Origin of the sequence: Bacteroides luhongzhouii (assembly GCF_009193295.2) — a bacterium.
In the GTDB taxonomy this organism is placed as follows: Bacteria; Bacteroidota; Bacteroidia; order Bacteroidales; family Bacteroidaceae; genus Bacteroides; species Bacteroides luhongzhouii.
The window spans coordinates 2,555,833-2,574,788 of sequence record NZ_CP059973.1; the positions used below are offsets into that span (position 1 = coordinate 2,555,833).

Genomic DNA, 18,956 nt, shown 5'->3' on the forward strand with positions numbered 1-18,956 from the left:
GCTGTTTATCAGTCACCTATGAGAATATGAGAAATGAAAATGAAAAATCTTCTCTAGAGGCGGCTGAATTTTTTATTGATACATTTAAAAACGGGGTTGTGTCAAAATGCTGGCACAACCTTTTTTTATACGCAAAGCCCAGACTTTCTCAAGCCCGGGCTTTGTTATTACCCAAAGTTTTAGTATCTTTAGGCATAAGTTTTCGTTATGGCAAAGTTACATTTTCGTCCTTACATTCCCAACCAAACAGTTCTTTTTCCTCAAAGAATTGATGAAAATATTGCGGCGAACGATCCGGTCCGCATAGTCAACACTGTCGTTGATAATCTCAATCTTGATACCTTCAAGAAGCTGTATAAGGACAACGGGCGTTGTCCTTATCATCCTAAGATGATGCTTAAGGTGATTATCTATGCCTACATGAACAATATCTATTCTTGCCGTAAAATAGAGAAGCTTCTTCTTCGTGACATTCATTATATTTGGCTTTCCGGTAATGAGCATCCGGATTTTATCACGATCAACCGTTTTCGTAACCGTGTAAAGGAGGAGATAAATCATGTATTCACCCAGTTGGTTCTTGTTCTTGCCGACAAAGGTTTCATCAGTCTTGACGTGGAGTATATCGACGGCACTAAGATTGAGTCCAAAGCCAACAAATATACTTTTGTCTGGCGCAAGAGTGTTGAAAAGCACCGTGCGAAGTTGCTGGACAAGATTCGCATCCTTTTGAAACAGGTGGATGAAACTATCGCACAAGAGAACTCGGTAAAAGACACCTCAGTTGAATTTACTCCCGCCATGCTCTCTGATATAGTGAATGAACTTAAAGAAGTCCTGGAACGCCAGCCTGCAACAAAGGATAAGGAGCAGAAGAAAGCCCTTCGTGAAAAGAAGAAACAACTCAGGGAACTTGAAGGGTATCGTGACAAGCTTATGGAATACGACAGCCACCTTGATACCCTTGGAGAACGTAACTCCTATTCCAAGACCGATCCTGATGCCACATTCATGCGCATGAAAGAAGACGCCATGAAGAACGGGCAGACCAAGCCCGGATATAATTTGCAAATAGGTACTGAAAACCAATTTATTATAGACTTCAGCCTGTTTCCTAACCCTACCGATACACTGACCCTCATCCCTTTCTTCCACTCCTTCCAAAATCGCTATAACCGCTTGCCCAACATCGGTGTGGCAGACTCCGGTTACGGTTCGGAAGAAAATTACCGGTTCATGCAGGAGAACGGGATAGAAGCTTTTGTTAAGTACAACTTCTTCCATAAAGAACAGCGTCCCCGTTATACTCCCAACCCGTTCCATGCGGAAAGTCTCTATTACAATGCAGAAGAGGATTATTACGTTTGCCCTATGGGGCAGCATATGAACCGTATAGGGACCAAACATGACAAAACGGCAAGCGGATACATCACCGAAAGCGGCCGGTATAAAGCACAAAGATGTCAAGGATGTCCTTTGCGCGGTAGTTGCTTTAAAGCACGGGGGAATCGTATTATAGAAGTCAACTACAGATTAAACCAATATAAACAGCAGGCACGGGAAAGATTGCTCTCAGAAGAAGGTCTCAAGCATAGAGGCAGGAGGTGCATAGAGCCCGAAGCTGTGTTTGGACAAATGAAATACAACATGGCATACCGCCGGTTCCGGCATATTGGAGAAGAAATGGTTACGATGGACTTTGCATTCTTTGCTATAGCTTTTAATATCAAAAAGATGTGTGCTAAACTGATAAAAGAAGGAAAGCGGCTCATCAAAGCTGTTAAATTTATGTTTATTGGGCTATTTGTAACAAAGGACAATTGGAATATAGCAACTTGTTACCAAATGAATCAAAAAAACGCGGCATAGAAAAAAGAGAATATACCAGGACTATAAAATATGAAAAAGAGGGTGTGTCAGCATTTTGACACAACCTCAGAAACAAAATTAACTTTAGGAAAATTGTCCTGTGAATGGACTTAAAGTTAATCGCTTTGATTATTATTTTTATATGATTCTTTTTAAATTTCTCTTTAGTGGTTTCTCAAATTTCAAGCGTTCATAGTATAAAGTTCAATAGATATAGGTAAAAAGTTAGGATTGGTGTTTGAAATTCCACAATATTCCTCCGGTCTGTTTATTCTTCTTTTATGAGTGACCGGAGGAGTTGCTGGAAATCCTGTTTGACCAGAATGAAAATATGATATCATGAGGACTGTTTTCCAAGCTTTTGATAATGAAATTGCCTGACTAAAATCCGTTGGTGGAACTAATAACTAAAATAATATTTAAATGAGAAAAAGAATATCGTTATTGCAAATGGCTGTTTTCTTCTTTACGGCTCAGGTAGCTTGGGCAGGTAATATAAAAACAGAAAAAGTAACACTGGTAGGAAATGGAATTGTAGAATTTATCCCCGTAGGGTATGATGTTTCCCGTACGCCTTCATTAATTCTCTCCCATGAACCGGAAAAGAAAGGTGAAGTACCGGAAAACTGGAAATTAGTTCCTCAATTTACGATGACTGATGGCAAGGCAAATGCCTCATTGGATGTTCCAGCCGGAACAAGTCTGTATGGAGGTGGTGAAGTGACCGGTCCGTTGCTGCGTAATGGGCAAAAGATTAAAATGTGGAATACGGATAATGGTATGTATCGGGTTGATGGTGGCTCACGTCTGTATCAAACGCATCCGTGGGTGTTAGGTGTTCGTTCGGACGGGACAGCGTTTGGCGTATTGTTTGATAGTTTTTGGAAGGCTGAATTGATTACTAATTCAGATAAAATTGAATTTAATACTGAAGGAGCACCTTTTCGTACTTATATCATAGATCGTGAATCTCCGCAAGCTGTATTAAAAGGACTTGCCGAATTGACCGGTACTATAAGTATGCCTCCTAGATGGGCAATCGGTTATCATCAGTCTCGTTTTTCTTACGTGCCGGAAGCTAGAGTGAAAGAAGTTGCCAATACTTTTCGTGAAAAGAAGATACCGTGCGATGTAATATGGTTTGATATCAACTATATGGATGAATTCCGTGTATTCACGATCAATAACAGGGATTTTCCCGATCCGAAGCGCATGAATAAGTATCTGCATGATAATGGATTCCATTCCGTGTATATGATAGATCCGGGTGTAAAAGTGGATGATAACTATTTTGTGTATAAAACCGGAAAAGAGCAGAATGCTTTTGTTTGTGATATCTATCGTAATGAGTTTCACGGGAAAGTATGGCCGGGTGCTTGCGCATTTCCTGACTTTACCCGTCCGGAGACGCGCACTTGGTGGTCCGGACTTTATAAAGACTTTATGGCTAATGGAATAGATGGCATTTGGAATGATATGAATGAACCGTCTGTATTTGATGGTCCTGGGGGAACGATGCCGGAGAACAATATTCATTTAGGAGGAGGCAACTTACCTATTGGTAGCCATTTAATGTATCATAACGCTTATGGTCGTCTGATGGTCGAAGCTTCTTATAATGGCATGATGGCTGCTAATCCAGGCAAACGTCCATTTCTTCTTTCCCGCTCCAATATTATTGGCGGACAGCGTTATGCAGCCATGTGGACGGGCGATAACGAAGCTACTTATGAACAGATGAAACTTTCTGTACCGATGTCTATTACATTGGGGTTGTCCGGTCAGCCTTTCAATGGTCCGGATATAGGTGGATTTGCTGGGAATACGACTCCCGATTTGTGGGGAAACTGGTTAGGCTTCGGTGCATTTTTCCCTTTTTCCAGAGGACATGCTTCCTGTGATACAAATAACAAGGAACCGTGGGCATTTACTAAAGATATAGAAAAGGAATCACGCATGGCATTAGAACGTCGTTACCGTTTGCTGCCTTATCTTTACACTGCTTTTCATGTGGCTCATAAAGATGGACAGCCTGTGATGGCTCCGGTTTTCTTTGCCGATCCGAAAGATGAAAGTTTGCGTGCTGAAGAGCAAGCTTTCATGTTGGGGACAGACCTGTTGATAATTCCTGCATTTGCAAAGAATCCTTCTCTACCCAGAGGAATTTGGGAAAATTTATCTTTGGTTAAAGGAGATACAAAAGGTAAATATCAGGCTAAATTAAAAGTGAGAGGTGGCTCTATTATTCCAGTAGGCAAAATAATTCAGAATGTGAATGAAAATTCATTCGACCCATTGACTTTAGTTGTTTGCCCGGATGAGGATGGCAGAGCGGAAGGCTCTCTGTATTGGGACAAAGGAGATGGATGGGGATTTCAGAAAGGAGATTATAAACAGCTAACTTTTAAAGCAGAGTTAGTAGACGGGCATCATCTTATTGTAAAAGTGACAGACGATAAAGGGGAAGACCAAATTGATTTTGGAATGATAAAGGTAGAAGTATTGCATGCTGGTCATACTTATAAATCTTCTGGTGATATAGCTATAGCTAAAGGCATTACAGTGAAATTGTAAAGGAGAATACAATAAATGAGGAGTTCGTTTATTTAATCATCTTCTTTTTGTACTGTTTAGAACTAAACTTCATCCTTATAATCTAAATGTGATTACTAAAAATAGCTTCCAGTCAAAAACATCAGTAAAAAAGGTTGTTGACTGAAAGCGAACCGAAAGCAAAAAAGAGAGATGAGTTCGGTCTCTTTTTTAGAGCCTCTATATTCGTTCAATAGAGCCTCTGTTTAAGTGAAATGCAGGCTTCGTATCACTTAAACAGAGGCTCTGTTTTATTCACCTGACGCGTTCTTTGACTTGTTGTAAACGAAAACCATTCATAAATAATGTGTTAGGGATTGAAGGGAAAAGTGTACCTTTGCCCATCGTTTAACCGGAGAAGACAAGATGACCAAAATAACAGTATTGACTACAGACATCAATGTAGTGTCTATTAATAACGAAGATTATATCTGCATTACTGACATGCTAAAAGCCAAAGATGGCGATTTCTTCATACCAGACTGGCTGAGAAACAGGAATACACTGGAATACCTCGGTATATGGGAGCGGTTGTATAACCCAGGATTTAATTATGGCGAATTCGCCACAATTAGAAATCAGTCGGGGTTGAACAGTTTCAAAATCAGCGTGAAAGAATACGTGGAGAAGACCCATGCTATCGGTATTTAAGCGAAAGCCGGAAGATATGGAGGCACCTATGCATACAAGGACATCGCATTTGAATTTGGAATGTGGATTAGTGCTGAATTTAAAATCTATTTAGTCCGCGAGTTCCAGCGCCTTAAGGAGCAGGAACTCGCGCAACTGGGCTGGAGTGCCAAGCGAGAACTGTCGAAAATAAATTACCGCATCCACACCGATGCTATCAAACAAAACCTTATCCCGGCAGAAGTCACACCACAACAAGCCTCCCGCATCTACGCCAGCGAAGCCGATGTGCTGAACGTTGCCATGTTCGGCCCACTGCCCTCGAATGGCGCGATGCGCATCCCGACCTGAAAGGAAACGTCCGCGACTATGCCACGGTGAACGAATTGATTTGCCTCTCGAACATGGAGAATCTGAATGCCGTATTCATAGGAGAAGGACTTCCTCAGCACGAAAGGCTTGTCCGACTGAACCGGATAGCTATCCAGCAGATGCAGATACTGGAAGATGTAAACAAGAAGTACCTCAAGTAGCTGCTTTTACCAGAATGAACCGATAGATTTTTAGCACGGCAACTATAATAGTTTTCGTCCCGCCCCGCACACCGACTTGTGTGTGGAGTGGGACGTTTTCGTTTACGGCAAGCCATGTACCCCTACATGTACGGATTCGGCTTCCTACCAAATAACAATGCTTGATTTACAATGTGTTATCAATGAAAAAAGGGATGCATCTATGAAGACGCATCCCTTTTTTCATTAATACTACTATGAGTATTTATCAGTTTATTAGAATGTAAGTTGTACTCCTAAGTTAAACACGCGCTGGTTCATGTATGCATCACCGGCGGAGTTGGACTTGATTTCCGGGTCTTGTTGATACTTATCAAAACTTGTCCATGTAAACATGTTGTAAGCATTGAGATAGACACGGAGGTTTGTAAGCCATGAAGGCAACACTTTTGTGGGCACTTGATAGGAGACGTCGATGGTTTTCAAGCGGATGTACCAAGCATCAATCAACCAAAAGTCGGACATATACGCTGCTGCGCTGTTTACAGTTGACGGATTGCTTGTTAAGCGCGGAAATTCGATGGCTTCACCGTTCAGGTAGCGTTCCAATGTCCAGCGTTTCTGGTGTAGAGGTTGGAATTGACTCTTGAAAGGTTCGATACCTGTGCCGTTTACCGAGAAACTGTAGTTGAACGAACCTTGGAAGAGTACGCTCACTGACAATCCTTTCCACGAACCACCGATTGTCCATCCCAGTGTGGTGTTGGGTAAGTTTGGCTTACCAATAGCTCCCTTGTCGAAGTCGTTGATAACACCGTCTCCGTTCAAATCTTTGTATTTCAAGTCGCCGGCTTGGATAGGCACGTCGGTATTGGGCACAGCCGGTGCATTTGCGGCTCCTGCATGAATCAAGTCCACTTCTTCAGGTGTATAATAACCTATCCAAGTGTAACCGAATGGTTGGCCGATAGGACGACCTGTTGCCGACAACCAATCGTATCTTTGTTGTGCTTCGGCATTAAATTCTACCTTATTCTTAGCATACGAGAATACGAAGTTGGTATTGAAGTTGAACTCACCGAAACGGTCTTGATAACCAATCTGTCCGTCGAAACCCATATTGCTGGTGCGTGCCACGTTGATAGGTGAAGTACCCACACCTAAGATCTGCGGTATGTCATTGCGTTTCACAAGCTGATTATATCGTCTATCGTAGAACCAGTCGAAAGTGAATGAGAAGCGATCGAATGCATTGAAGTCGAGACCTATGTCAAACTTCTTGGCTTCTTCCCATGTCACACTGCTATTACCAAGGTCACCTTCCGTAATAGCAGTGGAAGTGACATCGCTTTGTCCGAAATTATAAGCATTATCAGTTGCTGTATATATCTGGTTGTAAAGGTAGCGGTTACCCATAGCTACGTCCGAACCAACAATACCATACGAAGCTCTGATTTTCAATAGTTGGATGAAAGAAATGTTATCCTTGAAGAACGATTCTTCGGAGATACGCCAACCCACGCCAATAGCAGGGAATATTCCGTAGCGGTGTCCTTCGGCGAAACGGTCGGTACCGTTGTATGCAACATTGAAGTCGACCAGATATTTATCTTTATATTTGTAACCTACGGTAGCGGTAAGGCCCTGAAAGTTTTCGGGAATCTTTTCTCCTGTATCGTTTGGATTTTTTTCTACGGTACGGCTTTGGCGGCTATACAGTAACGTGGCACTAACGTCGTGTATTCCATTGAATACGCGTGCATAGTTGATGGAGGCCTGAACATCCAGATTTTTCACAGCCTGGTTGGTTCCGGCCGTCAGAGCATACTGTGAATAAGCATATTGACGGTTGGGATTGATGTTGTACTGATCCGTAGTAGGATCGTAGTGGTAGGTAGGGTACGCATCTTTTCCCCGGTTCACCTTGCGGAAGACTTCGTCGATAGTAGAATAAGCTATGCGTGCATTGGCCGACAATCCTTTGGTGAGCCAATCCATCTTCCAGTTCACACCGTAGAGAATGTTGTTATCGTTACGGCGTGTACGCGTGTAACCTTCGTTAGCCAAACGTGCATTCAATGTAGGTCCGTAACCGTCCACATCTGAAAGGTAAGCATACGATCCGTCCGGATTGAGTACCGGTGCCGAGTAGGGGTGCATAGCGGTGAAATTGTAAATCTCGCCTGTAGCATTCAGACTACTCGGTTCGTTGATATTCATGAAGCGTGAACTGAAGTCCAGGCGCATAGTCAGATTATCAGTAACTGTAAAGTCCAAGTTGGTACGGTAGTCAAAACGGCGGTAAAAATAGCCGGTATTCACATCGTCATCCGCTTTAGCAAAGTTACGAACCAAACCACCTTGTGAGAAATAACCGCCGGAAACAAAGTATTTCAAACGTTTGGTACCGCCCGATACGTCGACATTGATGTTCGACTGCATAGCCGATTTTTTGAACACTTCATCGTACCAGTTTACATTAGGATGCCCGTATGGGTCGGAACCGTCTTTAAACAGTTCCAAATCATGTTGTGTAAACATTTTAGTCAAACCATCGTTAGTACGTGCCTCGTTGACTAACAGGGCGGTGTTGTATGAGTCTAAGAAGTTGGGTTTACGGACAGGTATCTGACCGCCGGCTTCTGCACGCACATGGATCACTGGTTTTCCTTCTTCACCGCGACGTGTCTTGACTACCAACACACCGTTAGCGCCCTTGATACCATAAATAGCAGTAGTGGATGCATCTTTCAATATAGATATGCTTTCAATCTCATTGACATTGATTTGCGACAGCTGTTCGTAACTGTATTCCACATCATCAACCATAATAAGCGGTTTGTTACCGTCCTCATTCAAGGAGCTGACACCACGGATGAAGAAATCGGAAGCATCTTTTCCCGGCTGACCGGAACGTTGCTGACTGAAGAAGCCGGGCAGTTTACCCGATAATGTATTCTGCAAGCTACTTGTAGGAACTCTACGCAATTCGTTGGCTTGAATACCGCTCACGGCACCGGTCAGAGTGATACGTTTCGCGCTACCGCGACCTGTGATAACAACTTCGTTCAGGTTGTTGGCTTCGGAAACCCTCAATGCGATATTCAGTGTGCGCTGATTCGTTATTGCGACTTCCTGATTTTGATAGCCTACAAACGAAAATACCAATGTTTCGCCGCGTTTCACTTCCAGCGAATATTTTCCATCTATATCGGTGATGGTACCCCTTCCGGCTCCCTTTACCAGAATACCCGCCCCGATAAGCGGTTCGTTGCTTTCCCCATCAATAATGGTACCGCTTATCGTAAACGATTGGGAGTATGCCTGTACAATGCAGAGGAGGCACAAGAATGTTATAATTACTCTTTTCATAAGATATTACCAATTAGGGTTTTGAACCATATTCTTATTTTTTATTACTTCCGAATAAGGAATCGGATAGAAATAACGTTTATTGTCCCATTGTACATTGAGCACAGCTTGCGGAACGTAGGTCGTGGAAGTCTGTGATTTAGTGATGTACATTCCTTGAATAGGCTGTGCATAGACCTGTTCGGCAAGTCGCCAACGACGAATGTCCCAATAGCGATGCTCTTCAAAAGCCAATTCAATGCGGCGTTCATTCTGAATCACTTTGCGCATTTCGGCTTGCGTCAAATTATGTGTCAGCCCATTGGTTGTTAGTCCATACAAATTCTTTTCACCAGGTTCGATACCTGCACGTCGACGCAGGGCGATGATAGCATCATATACTGCTTGTGAAGGAGTAGACAAATATTCGTTTTCGGCTTCGGCAAAATTCAGAAGTATTTCGGCGTAACGGAACATCACCCAGTTGTGTTGTGTGTCTTGATATTCGTTGGCTGCTTCGAAATCACCCATAAACTTACGCATGTAATAACTCGTGAGCGAGTATGACGAACCAAGAGGATTATTGGCTCCACCCTGCCATGTTTCCATCGTAGAGTTCACCCATGACGAACCATTGTGTATAATGGTATATTCCAAACGTGGATCACGTTGTGCGTAAGGAAGCTGTTCATCGTACTTATATTTACCTTCTTTGATGAAGTGACCGTCTTTCATAAGGAACGCATCGACTAAATTCTGTGTGGGATTGGTGCGGCCGTTTCCTTGTTTGGCACCGCTAAGTCCCAACGGACCGTTAGCTGTTTCCACCGTCTTATCCATTGCGTTTTCACGGAAGAAGATAACTTCTTTATGTTCGTTTGAATACCAATTGGTAAATACATTCTTGAAATTATCGTCAAGTCCCATGATAGCTCCGTCACCTGTTCCGTACGTGTTAATAAAGTTGCGGGCGGCATCGGCGGCTATTTTCCAACGTTCGCGATCATAAGAGGCATATCCTATCAACTCATTACCAGATTCAATGGGCTTTTCGTTGAATAACGGACTTGCTGCATAGAGCAATACACGAATCTTCAGTGCCTGGGCAGCCTGTGTGTTTACTACGTGTGCGCTAGCGGCGGCGTCAGGTAGTGGCAGCGAACGAAGGTCATCTTTGATATCGTCAAGCTCACTTACAATATACTTGATACATTGCTCGAACGTGCTACGTGGCAATTCGATGTTTTCGTTCAATTCGTACACTTTATCACCGATAATGGGCACTCCACCGTAGCGCTTTACCAATTCAAAATAGAAGTAAGCACGCAGGAACCGGGCTTCGGCTTTCATAGAATCATTGAGCCTGCGTGTATTACCGAGTGCATCAGTGTAAGTAGTGTTGAAAGGTACTACGTCAATGCCACTCAACAGAATGTTTACGCGGCGAATCACCAAATAAGGGTCGCTCCAAATCATATCCGAGTTAATAAGATTGGAGGCACTGTAACGTCCGATGGCCAGTTTGTATACATCAGACTCGGACGAATAGACAGAGAGCGCATCATCGGAAGCGGCATCCAGATAGTCACCATTTACACCGTTGTGTCCATTGCGCATGTAATAGTAAATGCGGTTGAGATACTTACGTACGACAGTTCCGTTGGAGTCGGTCCTCGAGAAGAGGTAATCTTCTGTAAACATATCTACAGGCGTACTCTCATAACTGTCTGTACATGCGGCAGCACTCAATAACAGCATAAATGCTCCTACTGCCCATGTGCCATATTTATTTTGTTTCATATCCATCGTTTTTTATTAGAAGTTAAGATTGATTCCAGTCGTAATGGTGCGCTGTAACGGATAGCTGGTGAAGGTAACTTCAGGGTCTTGCAAGCGGGTACGTGACCATGTGAGTAAATTTTGTCCCTGTACAAATATCTTCACGCGCAGTCCGCCTAAGTAATTACGGCAGAAGTTTTCGGGTAGTTTGTACGATACGGTAGCGTTCTTGAGACGAATATAGTTGCCGTTCTGTACAAAGAGTGAAGAGTTCCAGTTGTTTCCGTAGTTGTACATATTGCCTCCGGCAGTCAGTCTCGGATACGTAGCTGTTTCAGCTGTTTCGGGTGTCCAACGATTCAGAAGATTGGTGTAAGCTTGTCCGTAGCTTTGTCCGATCACTTGGAATCCTTCGAGCAACGTGCGGTCGCTATTATATAAGTCGCGGTTGTAAGCACCTTGGATAAGTGCTGTAACTTCCAACCCTTTCCATTCAAAGCCTAAATCAATACCAAAATAGCAAGTCGGTTTGTCGCCACCAATCACAGTACGGTCGAATTCGTTGATTTCGCCGTCACCGTTCATGTCTTTGTATTTCACGTCACCCGCTTGAATATTGTTGAAGCCGTTCATTACGGGATATCCATCGGCTATATCTTTAGCTGTGAGGAATCCGGTAGCTACCAATCCGTAGATGGCACCGGTGGGTTGACCTGTCATTTTCAGATAGTCGTAAGGTACATATTGCTCGTCCATGAACAACCGTTTGTTCTGTTCCATACTCCAGTTGGCTGATACATAATAGTTCACCTTACCGATGTGATCTTGCCAGCTAAGTTGTGTTTCCAATCCGTAGTAACGTGTTTTTCCGATATTTTCTGTCGGATAAGCAATACCTAATAATTGGATGCTCTTACCACGTGATTGCAATATATCGTAGTAGTAGTCATTGTAATAGTCAGCCGAGAAAGTCAACCGGTTCTTTAATAAGGTTAAATCTAAACCTACATTGACTTTCCTTCCTTTTTCCCATGTCAGGAGGGTATTTGCCAATGGGGATATTTCCGACACTGAACCTCCGTTGCTCATGGATGTACCGTTGCTATACCAGAATCCGCCATCTTCATTGTATCTCTTTAAGTAGCTGAAGTATCCGGCATTGTCGATTCCGTTTCCTGTATGACCGTAGGTGGCACGTAACTTGAGTTGGTCTATCTTTGATGCTTCCATAAACTTCTCTTTGCTGATATCCCAACCCAGACCTACTGCCCAGAATGTTCCCCAGCGACGTCCATTGTCATAGCGGTTGTAATAGCTTTCCGTTACGGCTGCTTGCGCGAAGTATTTGTTATCGTAATTGTATTCAACTTTCTGTCCGATGTTCGACGGAATCATAGGCAGGTCGTAGTTGTTGAGTATGGTACGTGTATCGCCCCAAAGTGAAGCTTTCACACCATGCATACCGAATTGGCGTTCCCAGTCTACATACATTTTGCCATACATATATTGGTACGTTGATACTGAACGGTAACTATTGGTTTGTGAACTTACATCTCCATACTTGTCATAAGCCTCGTTGCCTTGTTGGGTTATGCTGTATTGAAATACTTGTGCCTGTTTGGTACGAACGATAGCGTTGCGCACTTGCGATGAGATGTTTCCCGTTGCACCAACTGAAAGTCCTCTCACCAATTTGTCGAAGTCATATTTCAAATTAATGGTTCCTACGACGTCGCGGGTATTGCTTGAGATATATCCCGAACCAGTGGTCTGTGCATAGAGGTTTTGGGTATACGAAGCGTTACCACCATACGTACCGTTGGGATTTAAGACGGGATAAGCATTGTTGGGAGTCTGCCATACGTTGCTCAAAAGGTCGCTGTATCCTGTCCCCGAAATACCTCCAGGTTGGTTTCCTTCTTCTATACGTCCCATTAAGGACATGCTTACCTTAAATTCATCTGTCACGTTGATGTTAACCTTCGATGTGATGAGATACCGGTTGTACTTGAAATTGGTGTTGTAGCTATTAGCATCGCTCGTCTTGAACAATCCGTTTTCGCTGTAATATCCCAAACTTACAAAGTATTGAGCCACCCGTCCGCCACCTGTTACATTCAGGTTATAGGCTTGCGACGTAGTAGAATTATTCATAATAGCATCTTTCCAATTTACGTCGGGATGCAGATAAGGGGAAGTTCCATTGCGATAGGCTTCGAAATCATCATACGTATAGAGTGGTGATTTGCCATCATTGAGCAATGCTTCGTTGAGCAGATAAGCATATTGATAAGCCGAAAGTGGATTTGGGCCGGATTTCAATGCACTGGATATACCAAACTTTCCGGTGAGTGAGAGATGGAAACCACCTTTTGCATCAGGATTTTTGGTAGTAATAATCAATGCACCACGTGAACTGCGCATTCCTAAAAACATATTGGAAAGGGCATCCTTTTGAATGGTAACCGATTCAATGGCTTCGGGATCTATGGAATACAGGTCACGTTCTACACCGTCGACAATGGCTACAGGCGATTGTCCGCGTGCTGAAATGAGAAACTCCGAATTATCTCCGTAGATACCTCCACCTACATTAGGAATAGCTCCCACTATATCGGATTTAGTATTGGCATCAGTCCGTAACAGTTGCATGCCACGGAAAGGTGATACATTAAGACCTTTCAATCGTCCTTGCAATCCGGTAAGGATGGTAGCTGACTGATATTTTATCAAGTCGTTGGTATAAACCGTCGAAGATGCTCCTAGGGTATTACTTTTAGTGTGATCCACACTGTCTATCGGTGCATCTTGTGCCTTTAGTGCGACGGCAGCTATACATAGTAGTCCCGTCGTTATCATTTTATACATATTCTGTTTCATTATCAGTAGAATATAAGGTTATCACTCGCAATAGAACGTATATATGAATGGTTCCTTCTGCGGAGGAAGAGGTATATTTAACATTACGAAGTCATCATCAGACTGTGTAACGGAGATAGATCCATCGGCATTAGTGAAGGCATATTCAATACTTACAAGCTCTGTTCCTTCAGGTACATTGAAGAACCCTTCCGGCCAGAATGTGATATTGTATGTTTTGGTATACTGATTCTCTCGTTTCATCAGGGTCTTGTCACTCTTCTCATTTACGGTATAACGGTGTCCGTCGCTAGCTACCGCCGTTCCTTCAAAATAGATCTTATCGGCCTTGACAAGTGCATTATCCTCGTCCATGCCTCCTATAAAGCTAAAGGTAACAAAGTCGTTTTGCAATGATGTCAATGGAGTGGTTTTGTTGAAGTGTTCGCTACAGAAGTCAGTAACAAGTCCTTCACCTTCTACTACCTCAAAACATCCGGCTTCCTCACATTTCTTTGCATCCGCGCTTGTACTGAAGTTATCGTCAGTACTGTTAATAAAGAATGATGGTTTGAAACGCAGATTTTTGTTTCCTACCGGTACACGGACATAGATTGTAAAATGAATCTCCCCTGCAACGCCGTTATAGGGTTTTGTCCAATAGGCTGCCCATTCCATATCTTCCAGAATATTGGTACCGACACCGTATTCTTGCATGAGAGCAGCCGACCATGATAATCCTGGTTTATTGCTAGGTTGTTCGGTCGATGGGATAAGCGTCATGTTTTGCTCACCTATATTCGGATCAAATGTATCCTCTGTGTATGAAACTCTGGCATTTTGTGCCAAATTCCAACTCTTAGGAGCCAAAAAACCGAAAACAAGTCGTTTGTCATTGCGCGGGTCTCCTTCAACCTTAATATGTCCATGCATTTTGAAAGTAGCAGTCATCCCGGCCTTTGCATAGTTTACGGCTTTTCCGTCTATCATTTGGGTTATATCGACAGAATCGATAAAGAGGCAACTCATAACGACGAAAGTCATAAGTATAGTTGATAACGCTACGATGTGCCGTTTGCGTTGAAGCAAGCTGATTAATTTCTTTTTCATAAAGCGTTATGATTTTTAGTTTTCTGATATTTTCTTGAATACATAAGTGTAGGTATTCGAACCACACCCGGGGCTATGAGTAATCACGATGTTACGTTCGCCATTGGTAATGGGGAATAGGATATCGGTACTGGCCTGCTCTGTGGCTCCATCCTCTGTGAAATAGAGGCGAAAAGGATAATAGATATCGTCAACTTTCCACGTGCCATTGTGGCGTACCACAAAAGGTAAATAGTTTTCAATTGTGTACTTACCATCTTTCTTCAGGTCAATTTGGAACTGGCTGAAGTCCATGGTTTCGGTAATATCATTACTGTTGCGGCTCACTGTGGTGAGTTGCCACGTGCCTGATATGTCTTTGACCTGCTCCGTGTTTTTGTCAGGATCAGCAGGAGCAGAGAACGTATCACACGATGTCACAAGCAGAGTAGTCAGCAAGGCTATTGCCGCCAAATGTATGCTATGTTTCATATTTTGGGTATTTTATTAATTATAATAGGGATTCTGTAGCAAATCTTTCGACTTCACCGTCTCATTGTAAGGAATTGGGAAAAAGTACATAGCCGGACGCCATACATGCGTGCGTACATCAAATTCTTTCCAAGTCTTTGTTCCGTCAGTGGCGCGAGTGATTTCAATGCCATGCATGGTTTTGCTTTCGGTTTGCGGAGCAATCATCCATCGGCGTACATCAAAGAAGCGATGCCCTTCAAAAGCAAATTCAAGGCGGCGCTCTTCCTGAATGGCTTGGCGCATCTGTTTTTGTGTCATATCCTTTTCAAGTCCGTACATACCATCTGCACCGGGCTCGATGCCGGCACGCTTGCGAATGAGTTTTAATATGGGATAACAACCGAGTTGTTGTCCGCCTAGCGTTTCTTCGAAATCGGGACCATGATATTCATTGGCTGCTTCAGCATACATCAGTAAGATGTCGGCGTAACGTATCAGTGGATCGTTGTGACGGCTTGGATTCCATGTACTACCTTTACATAAGCGATCACATCCCTTGCGTACATAGAAACCGGTGGCAGTGCCTTGGTATACGGCATCGCTTGTCTGCCCTACGCCAATCCATGTGTTAACAACTGTGGTAGCACTGTAAGTATCGTCGGCAGGGACCAACGCACCATCATAAATCACAGTGTTGTTGAAACGGGGATCGCGACTTTTGGCGGGATTCAAAGGATCGAATGTGTATTGGCTATTGTTAATAGGTTTACCGTCAATCATAGGGAAAGCATCTGCCAATTCTTTGTATATGTATCCGCCGTGGCGTGTTCCGGAGTGACTGCCACTAGGTGGATAGTAAGCAGCCTCATGTCCGGACTCACGTTGATACTTACGGTCGAGGATATTGCCGGCAAAGGCTCCGTTATTGTTTTTACCATCATCATCGGTCAAATTGGCATTTCGTGTATCGCCAGCTTGGAATATGACGTAGAATCCGAAACCTGGTTCGGCTTTGCCGTTCAAATCTTTACTTCTAATAAAGAGATTATAGGTTCCTAGATTGATTACCGCACGGGCAGCATCCATTGCCGTTTTCCAACGTTCTTTATCATAAGAGGGATAGCCTACTAATTCTTTGGTATCGGTAGGAGCGAAATCACTTCCATTGAATAATGGACTAGCTGCATAGAGGCAGACACGGGCTTTAAGACCCAGGGCGGCTGCCGATGAGGCACGGCCGTTTTCTTGTCCTGTTCGTCTTATGGGAAGTACATTGAGTTGGACGATAGAGTCACATTGATGGGTCACATACTCTACACATTCCGCCCATGTATTACGTGAGGTTTTCATAGTCGAAGTAGCATCATATACATTATTCCCAATAATTGGTACACCACCGTAGTGTTTCATCAGAATGAAGTAGTACCAGGCACGCAAGAAAAGTGCTTCGGATATGTATTGAGCTTTTCGGCTCTGTACCATCGGTGATCGGTCTATGTTGGCGAGGAATACGTTGCATCGACGAATGTTGGTGTAGCATTTCGACCATGCGTCATCACTTACCGTAACCGGATTAACTGTACCGGTAGCAAACATCATGTTTGTCCAGATGGTAGACGAAGGATAAAATTCAGCTTCGTCACAAGCGCTTTGCAGCCCACCACCATTAGCCAAAAGGTACGTCCATCGGTTGTAGTTGATATCAAACCCGATATCGGTATAAATTCCGGTCAGGAAGTTGGCGGTATACGTACTATCTGCAAAAACGGTCTCACGATTTAAATCCGAAGTTTGGGTTTGATCGAGGAAACTGTCATTACAGGACGCAACTGTTCCTAAAAATAGGAGTAGCATTAATGATTTCATGTACAATTTCATAGTAAAACTTATAAAATTAAAATTAAACAATTTAAAGCCAATAAGCCGAGACTAATTCACGACTTGAATTTGTATTAAGACGATTGACAAGATATACACCACTAAACACAATATTTTTTTTCACGTATTATTATTCAATAAAAAGGTCATTGTATTATTCGAGCAATGATAGTAGATCAAATACATCTAAAGAAAGAGTTATCCGAATTAGTGGTTTTTCATTCCTGAATCGTCTTTACCCTAAATTCTAATAGTGTAACATTATGAGACGCATCTTTTTGTCAACCTTTATGGCTTGTATTATCGGCTTTACAGGTGCAGAAACAAATTAAATAATCTTAAATATCTTATTAAACATGAAACCAATTCATCTTATCCTAAGTATCGCACTCCTCGCTGGAGGAGCATGTGGTGACCAGCAAGAACCTTATTACGGCAATTCAGAAGTGAAGATGCCTCAAATTGATTCCGAATGGAATCTCGAACTAATGCCAAATCGATCAGGACAATATTGGAAAGTGTTCGTCTACAAAGACTTGAAATACAATACCCTTTTCACTCGGTCGTTGGGCTGGAATGGAGGAGACGGTGTGTTCACCACTGGTTTGCCTGACGGGAATATATTTTGGTCGTTCAATGATAGCTTCTATGGCGTAATCAATGAAAATCGTTCACGAGGTAATTGTAGTTTCCCGCGTAATAGTATTATGGTACAAACACCTGGTGAGAAGGATGAAAATCTTGTTTGGTTAGCTGATTACGTACAAACCAACGATCCTAATGCGGATAGATACTATCAGGTACGCACTCACATTCGTCATCCGAAAGCTACACTCTCGGAAGAAAAAATACAAGCTGGAGAAATCGATCAGGATTATCTTTATTGGGCAGGAGATGCTACGATATATAACAATCAGATGCAAATGTTGTGGGGAGCCGTTGATAATACCGATCCGAACAACCTGATGCGCCGCTTCGGTACTTGCTTGGCTACTTATAGCTTGGAAGGAAAGCCGGGCGATGCTACTTACATGAAACTTATCAGTCGTAATGATAACTTTAACGACCACACTTTAGGTTATGGCGACACTATGTGGGAAGACGAAGACGGACATATCTATCTTTACACAACTTCCAATTATAAGGTGGCTGTGGCACGTACCGCTACACGCGACCTTGGCAGCCAGTGGGAATATTATGTGGCCGATCCGCAAGGACATTTCTCGTGGACAACGCAGTACCCCTCAATCCAAGATGCTGAAAACTCTACAATTATCCCTTTGGAAAGTGCGTGCTCTATGCCTTGGGTATTTAAAAAAGGTGATACCTATTACATGATTGGACAATCCATGTGGTTCGGGAGAGACGTGCTGATGTTCCGTAGTAAGCATCCTTATGGGCCGTTTGTTGATCAAAAGACTCTCTTTACATTACCCGAATTTCTTGATAAGATTGGTGAGCAACGTTATCAACATGTTTATATGGTAAATATTCATCCGGCTTTATCACGTACCGGTGAATTGGTGATCTCTACCAATACAGACTGTTCCAACTTTTGGGATAATTTCAATGCACCGGGTAGTGCCGACTTTTATCGTCCTTATTTCTACCGTGTATTTAATTGGGAATCATTGTACGATAACGATGCTCCACTTGAGTAAAAGGATTTACTATCTCTGGCGTTGATTATAAGTTTCACTGGGCTGATGCTGTGATTGATGGTAATTCCATCGTCGTCTCATCTCCTGAAGTTGCTTTCCCAATAGCAGTGCGTTATGCTTGGGCAGATAATCCAATTTGTAATTTATACAATGGAGTTAACCTTCCGGCATCCCCTTTCCGTACGGATGGCTGGCAGGGTATTACTTATGGTAATAAATAAATATAGTTGTTTCGATTTGCCAAGTGAAATAGATGTAACAC

At 43.0% G+C, this 18,956-nt stretch carries 9 protein-coding genes and 2 pseudogenes; 5 read left to right on the forward strand and 6 right to left on the reverse strand.

Annotated features, from left to right (window positions below; translation table 11 throughout):
• Positions 1 to 207 precede the first annotated feature (207 nt).
• The 3 genes and pseudogenes from GD631_RS09215 to GD631_RS09225 all read left to right on the forward strand — a co-directional run bounded on the left by GD631_RS09215 (position 208) and on the right by GD631_RS09225 (position 5,624).
• Positions 208 to 1,869, forward strand: a complete 1,662-nt coding sequence (locus tag GD631_RS09215) for an IS1182 family transposase (protein WP_185911610.1) — start codon at positions 208 to 210, stop codon at positions 1,867 to 1,869.
• A 423-nt stretch (positions 1,870 to 2,292) separates the two neighbouring features.
• On the forward strand, positions 2,293 to 4,443 hold the full coding sequence (locus GD631_RS09220; protein WP_143260398.1) for a TIM-barrel domain-containing protein: 2,151 nt from the start codon (positions 2,293 to 2,295) through the stop codon (positions 4,441 to 4,443).
• Between the two features lie 384 nt (positions 4,444 to 4,827).
• A pseudogene (locus tag GD631_RS09225) lies at positions 4,828 to 5,624 on the forward strand (KilA-N domain-containing protein).
• A gap of 255 nt (positions 5,625 to 5,879) precedes the next feature.
• Here the strand turns inward: GD631_RS09225 and GD631_RS09230 are convergent.
• From GD631_RS09230 to GD631_RS09255, 6 genes are read right to left on the reverse strand one after another with little or no spacing between them, the layout of a single operon-like run.
• The gene (locus GD631_RS09230) at positions 5,880 to 8,975 is read right to left on the reverse strand and encodes a SusC/RagA family TonB-linked outer membrane protein (protein ID WP_143260399.1); all 3,096 of its coding nucleotides are present in this window, start codon (positions 8,973 to 8,975) and stop codon (positions 5,880 to 5,882) included.
• 6 nt (positions 8,976 to 8,981) lie between these two features.
• The gene (locus GD631_RS09235) at positions 8,982 to 10,754 is read right to left on the reverse strand and encodes a RagB/SusD family nutrient uptake outer membrane protein (protein WP_143260400.1); all 1,773 of its coding nucleotides are present in this window, start codon (positions 10,752 to 10,754) and stop codon (positions 8,982 to 8,984) included.
• Between the two features lie 15 nt (positions 10,755 to 10,769).
• Positions 10,770 to 13,601 (reverse strand): SusC/RagA family TonB-linked outer membrane protein, encoded by a 2,832-nt coding sequence (locus tag GD631_RS09240; protein WP_143260430.1) that lies wholly within the window; start codon positions 13,599 to 13,601, stop codon positions 10,770 to 10,772.
• A gap of 33 nt (positions 13,602 to 13,634) precedes the next feature.
• Complete coding sequence (locus GD631_RS09245) at positions 13,635 to 14,702, reverse strand: DUF4961 domain-containing protein (RefSeq protein WP_143260401.1); 1,068 nt, start codon at positions 14,700 to 14,702, stop codon at positions 13,635 to 13,637.
• Positions 14,703 to 14,717: 15 nt separating this feature from the next.
• On the reverse strand, positions 14,718 to 15,173 hold the full coding sequence (locus tag GD631_RS09250; protein ID WP_004301484.1) for a DUF5004 domain-containing protein: 456 nt from the start codon (positions 15,171 to 15,173) through the stop codon (positions 14,718 to 14,720).
• A gap of 15 nt (positions 15,174 to 15,188) precedes the next feature.
• Positions 15,189 to 17,033, reverse strand: coding sequence for a RagB/SusD family nutrient uptake outer membrane protein (locus GD631_RS09255; RefSeq protein WP_143260402.1), 1,845 nt, complete (start codon positions 17,031 to 17,033; stop codon positions 15,189 to 15,191).
• Between the two features lie 356 nt (positions 17,034 to 17,389).
• Between GD631_RS09255 and GD631_RS09260 the strand changes: the two genes are divergently transcribed.
• Positions 17,390 to 18,694 carry a DUF5005 domain-containing protein gene (locus tag GD631_RS09260; RefSeq protein WP_143260403.1) on the forward strand — a complete coding sequence of 435 codons (1,305 nt, stop codon included), beginning with the start codon at positions 17,390 to 17,392 and terminating at the stop codon, positions 18,692 to 18,694.
• A pseudogene (locus GD631_RS09265) lies at positions 18,691 to 18,915 on the forward strand (sialate O-acetylesterase); the annotation flags it as partial. The gene GD631_RS09260 and the pseudogene GD631_RS09265, both read left to right, overlap by 4 nt.
• Positions 18,916 to 18,956 lie beyond the last annotated feature (41 nt).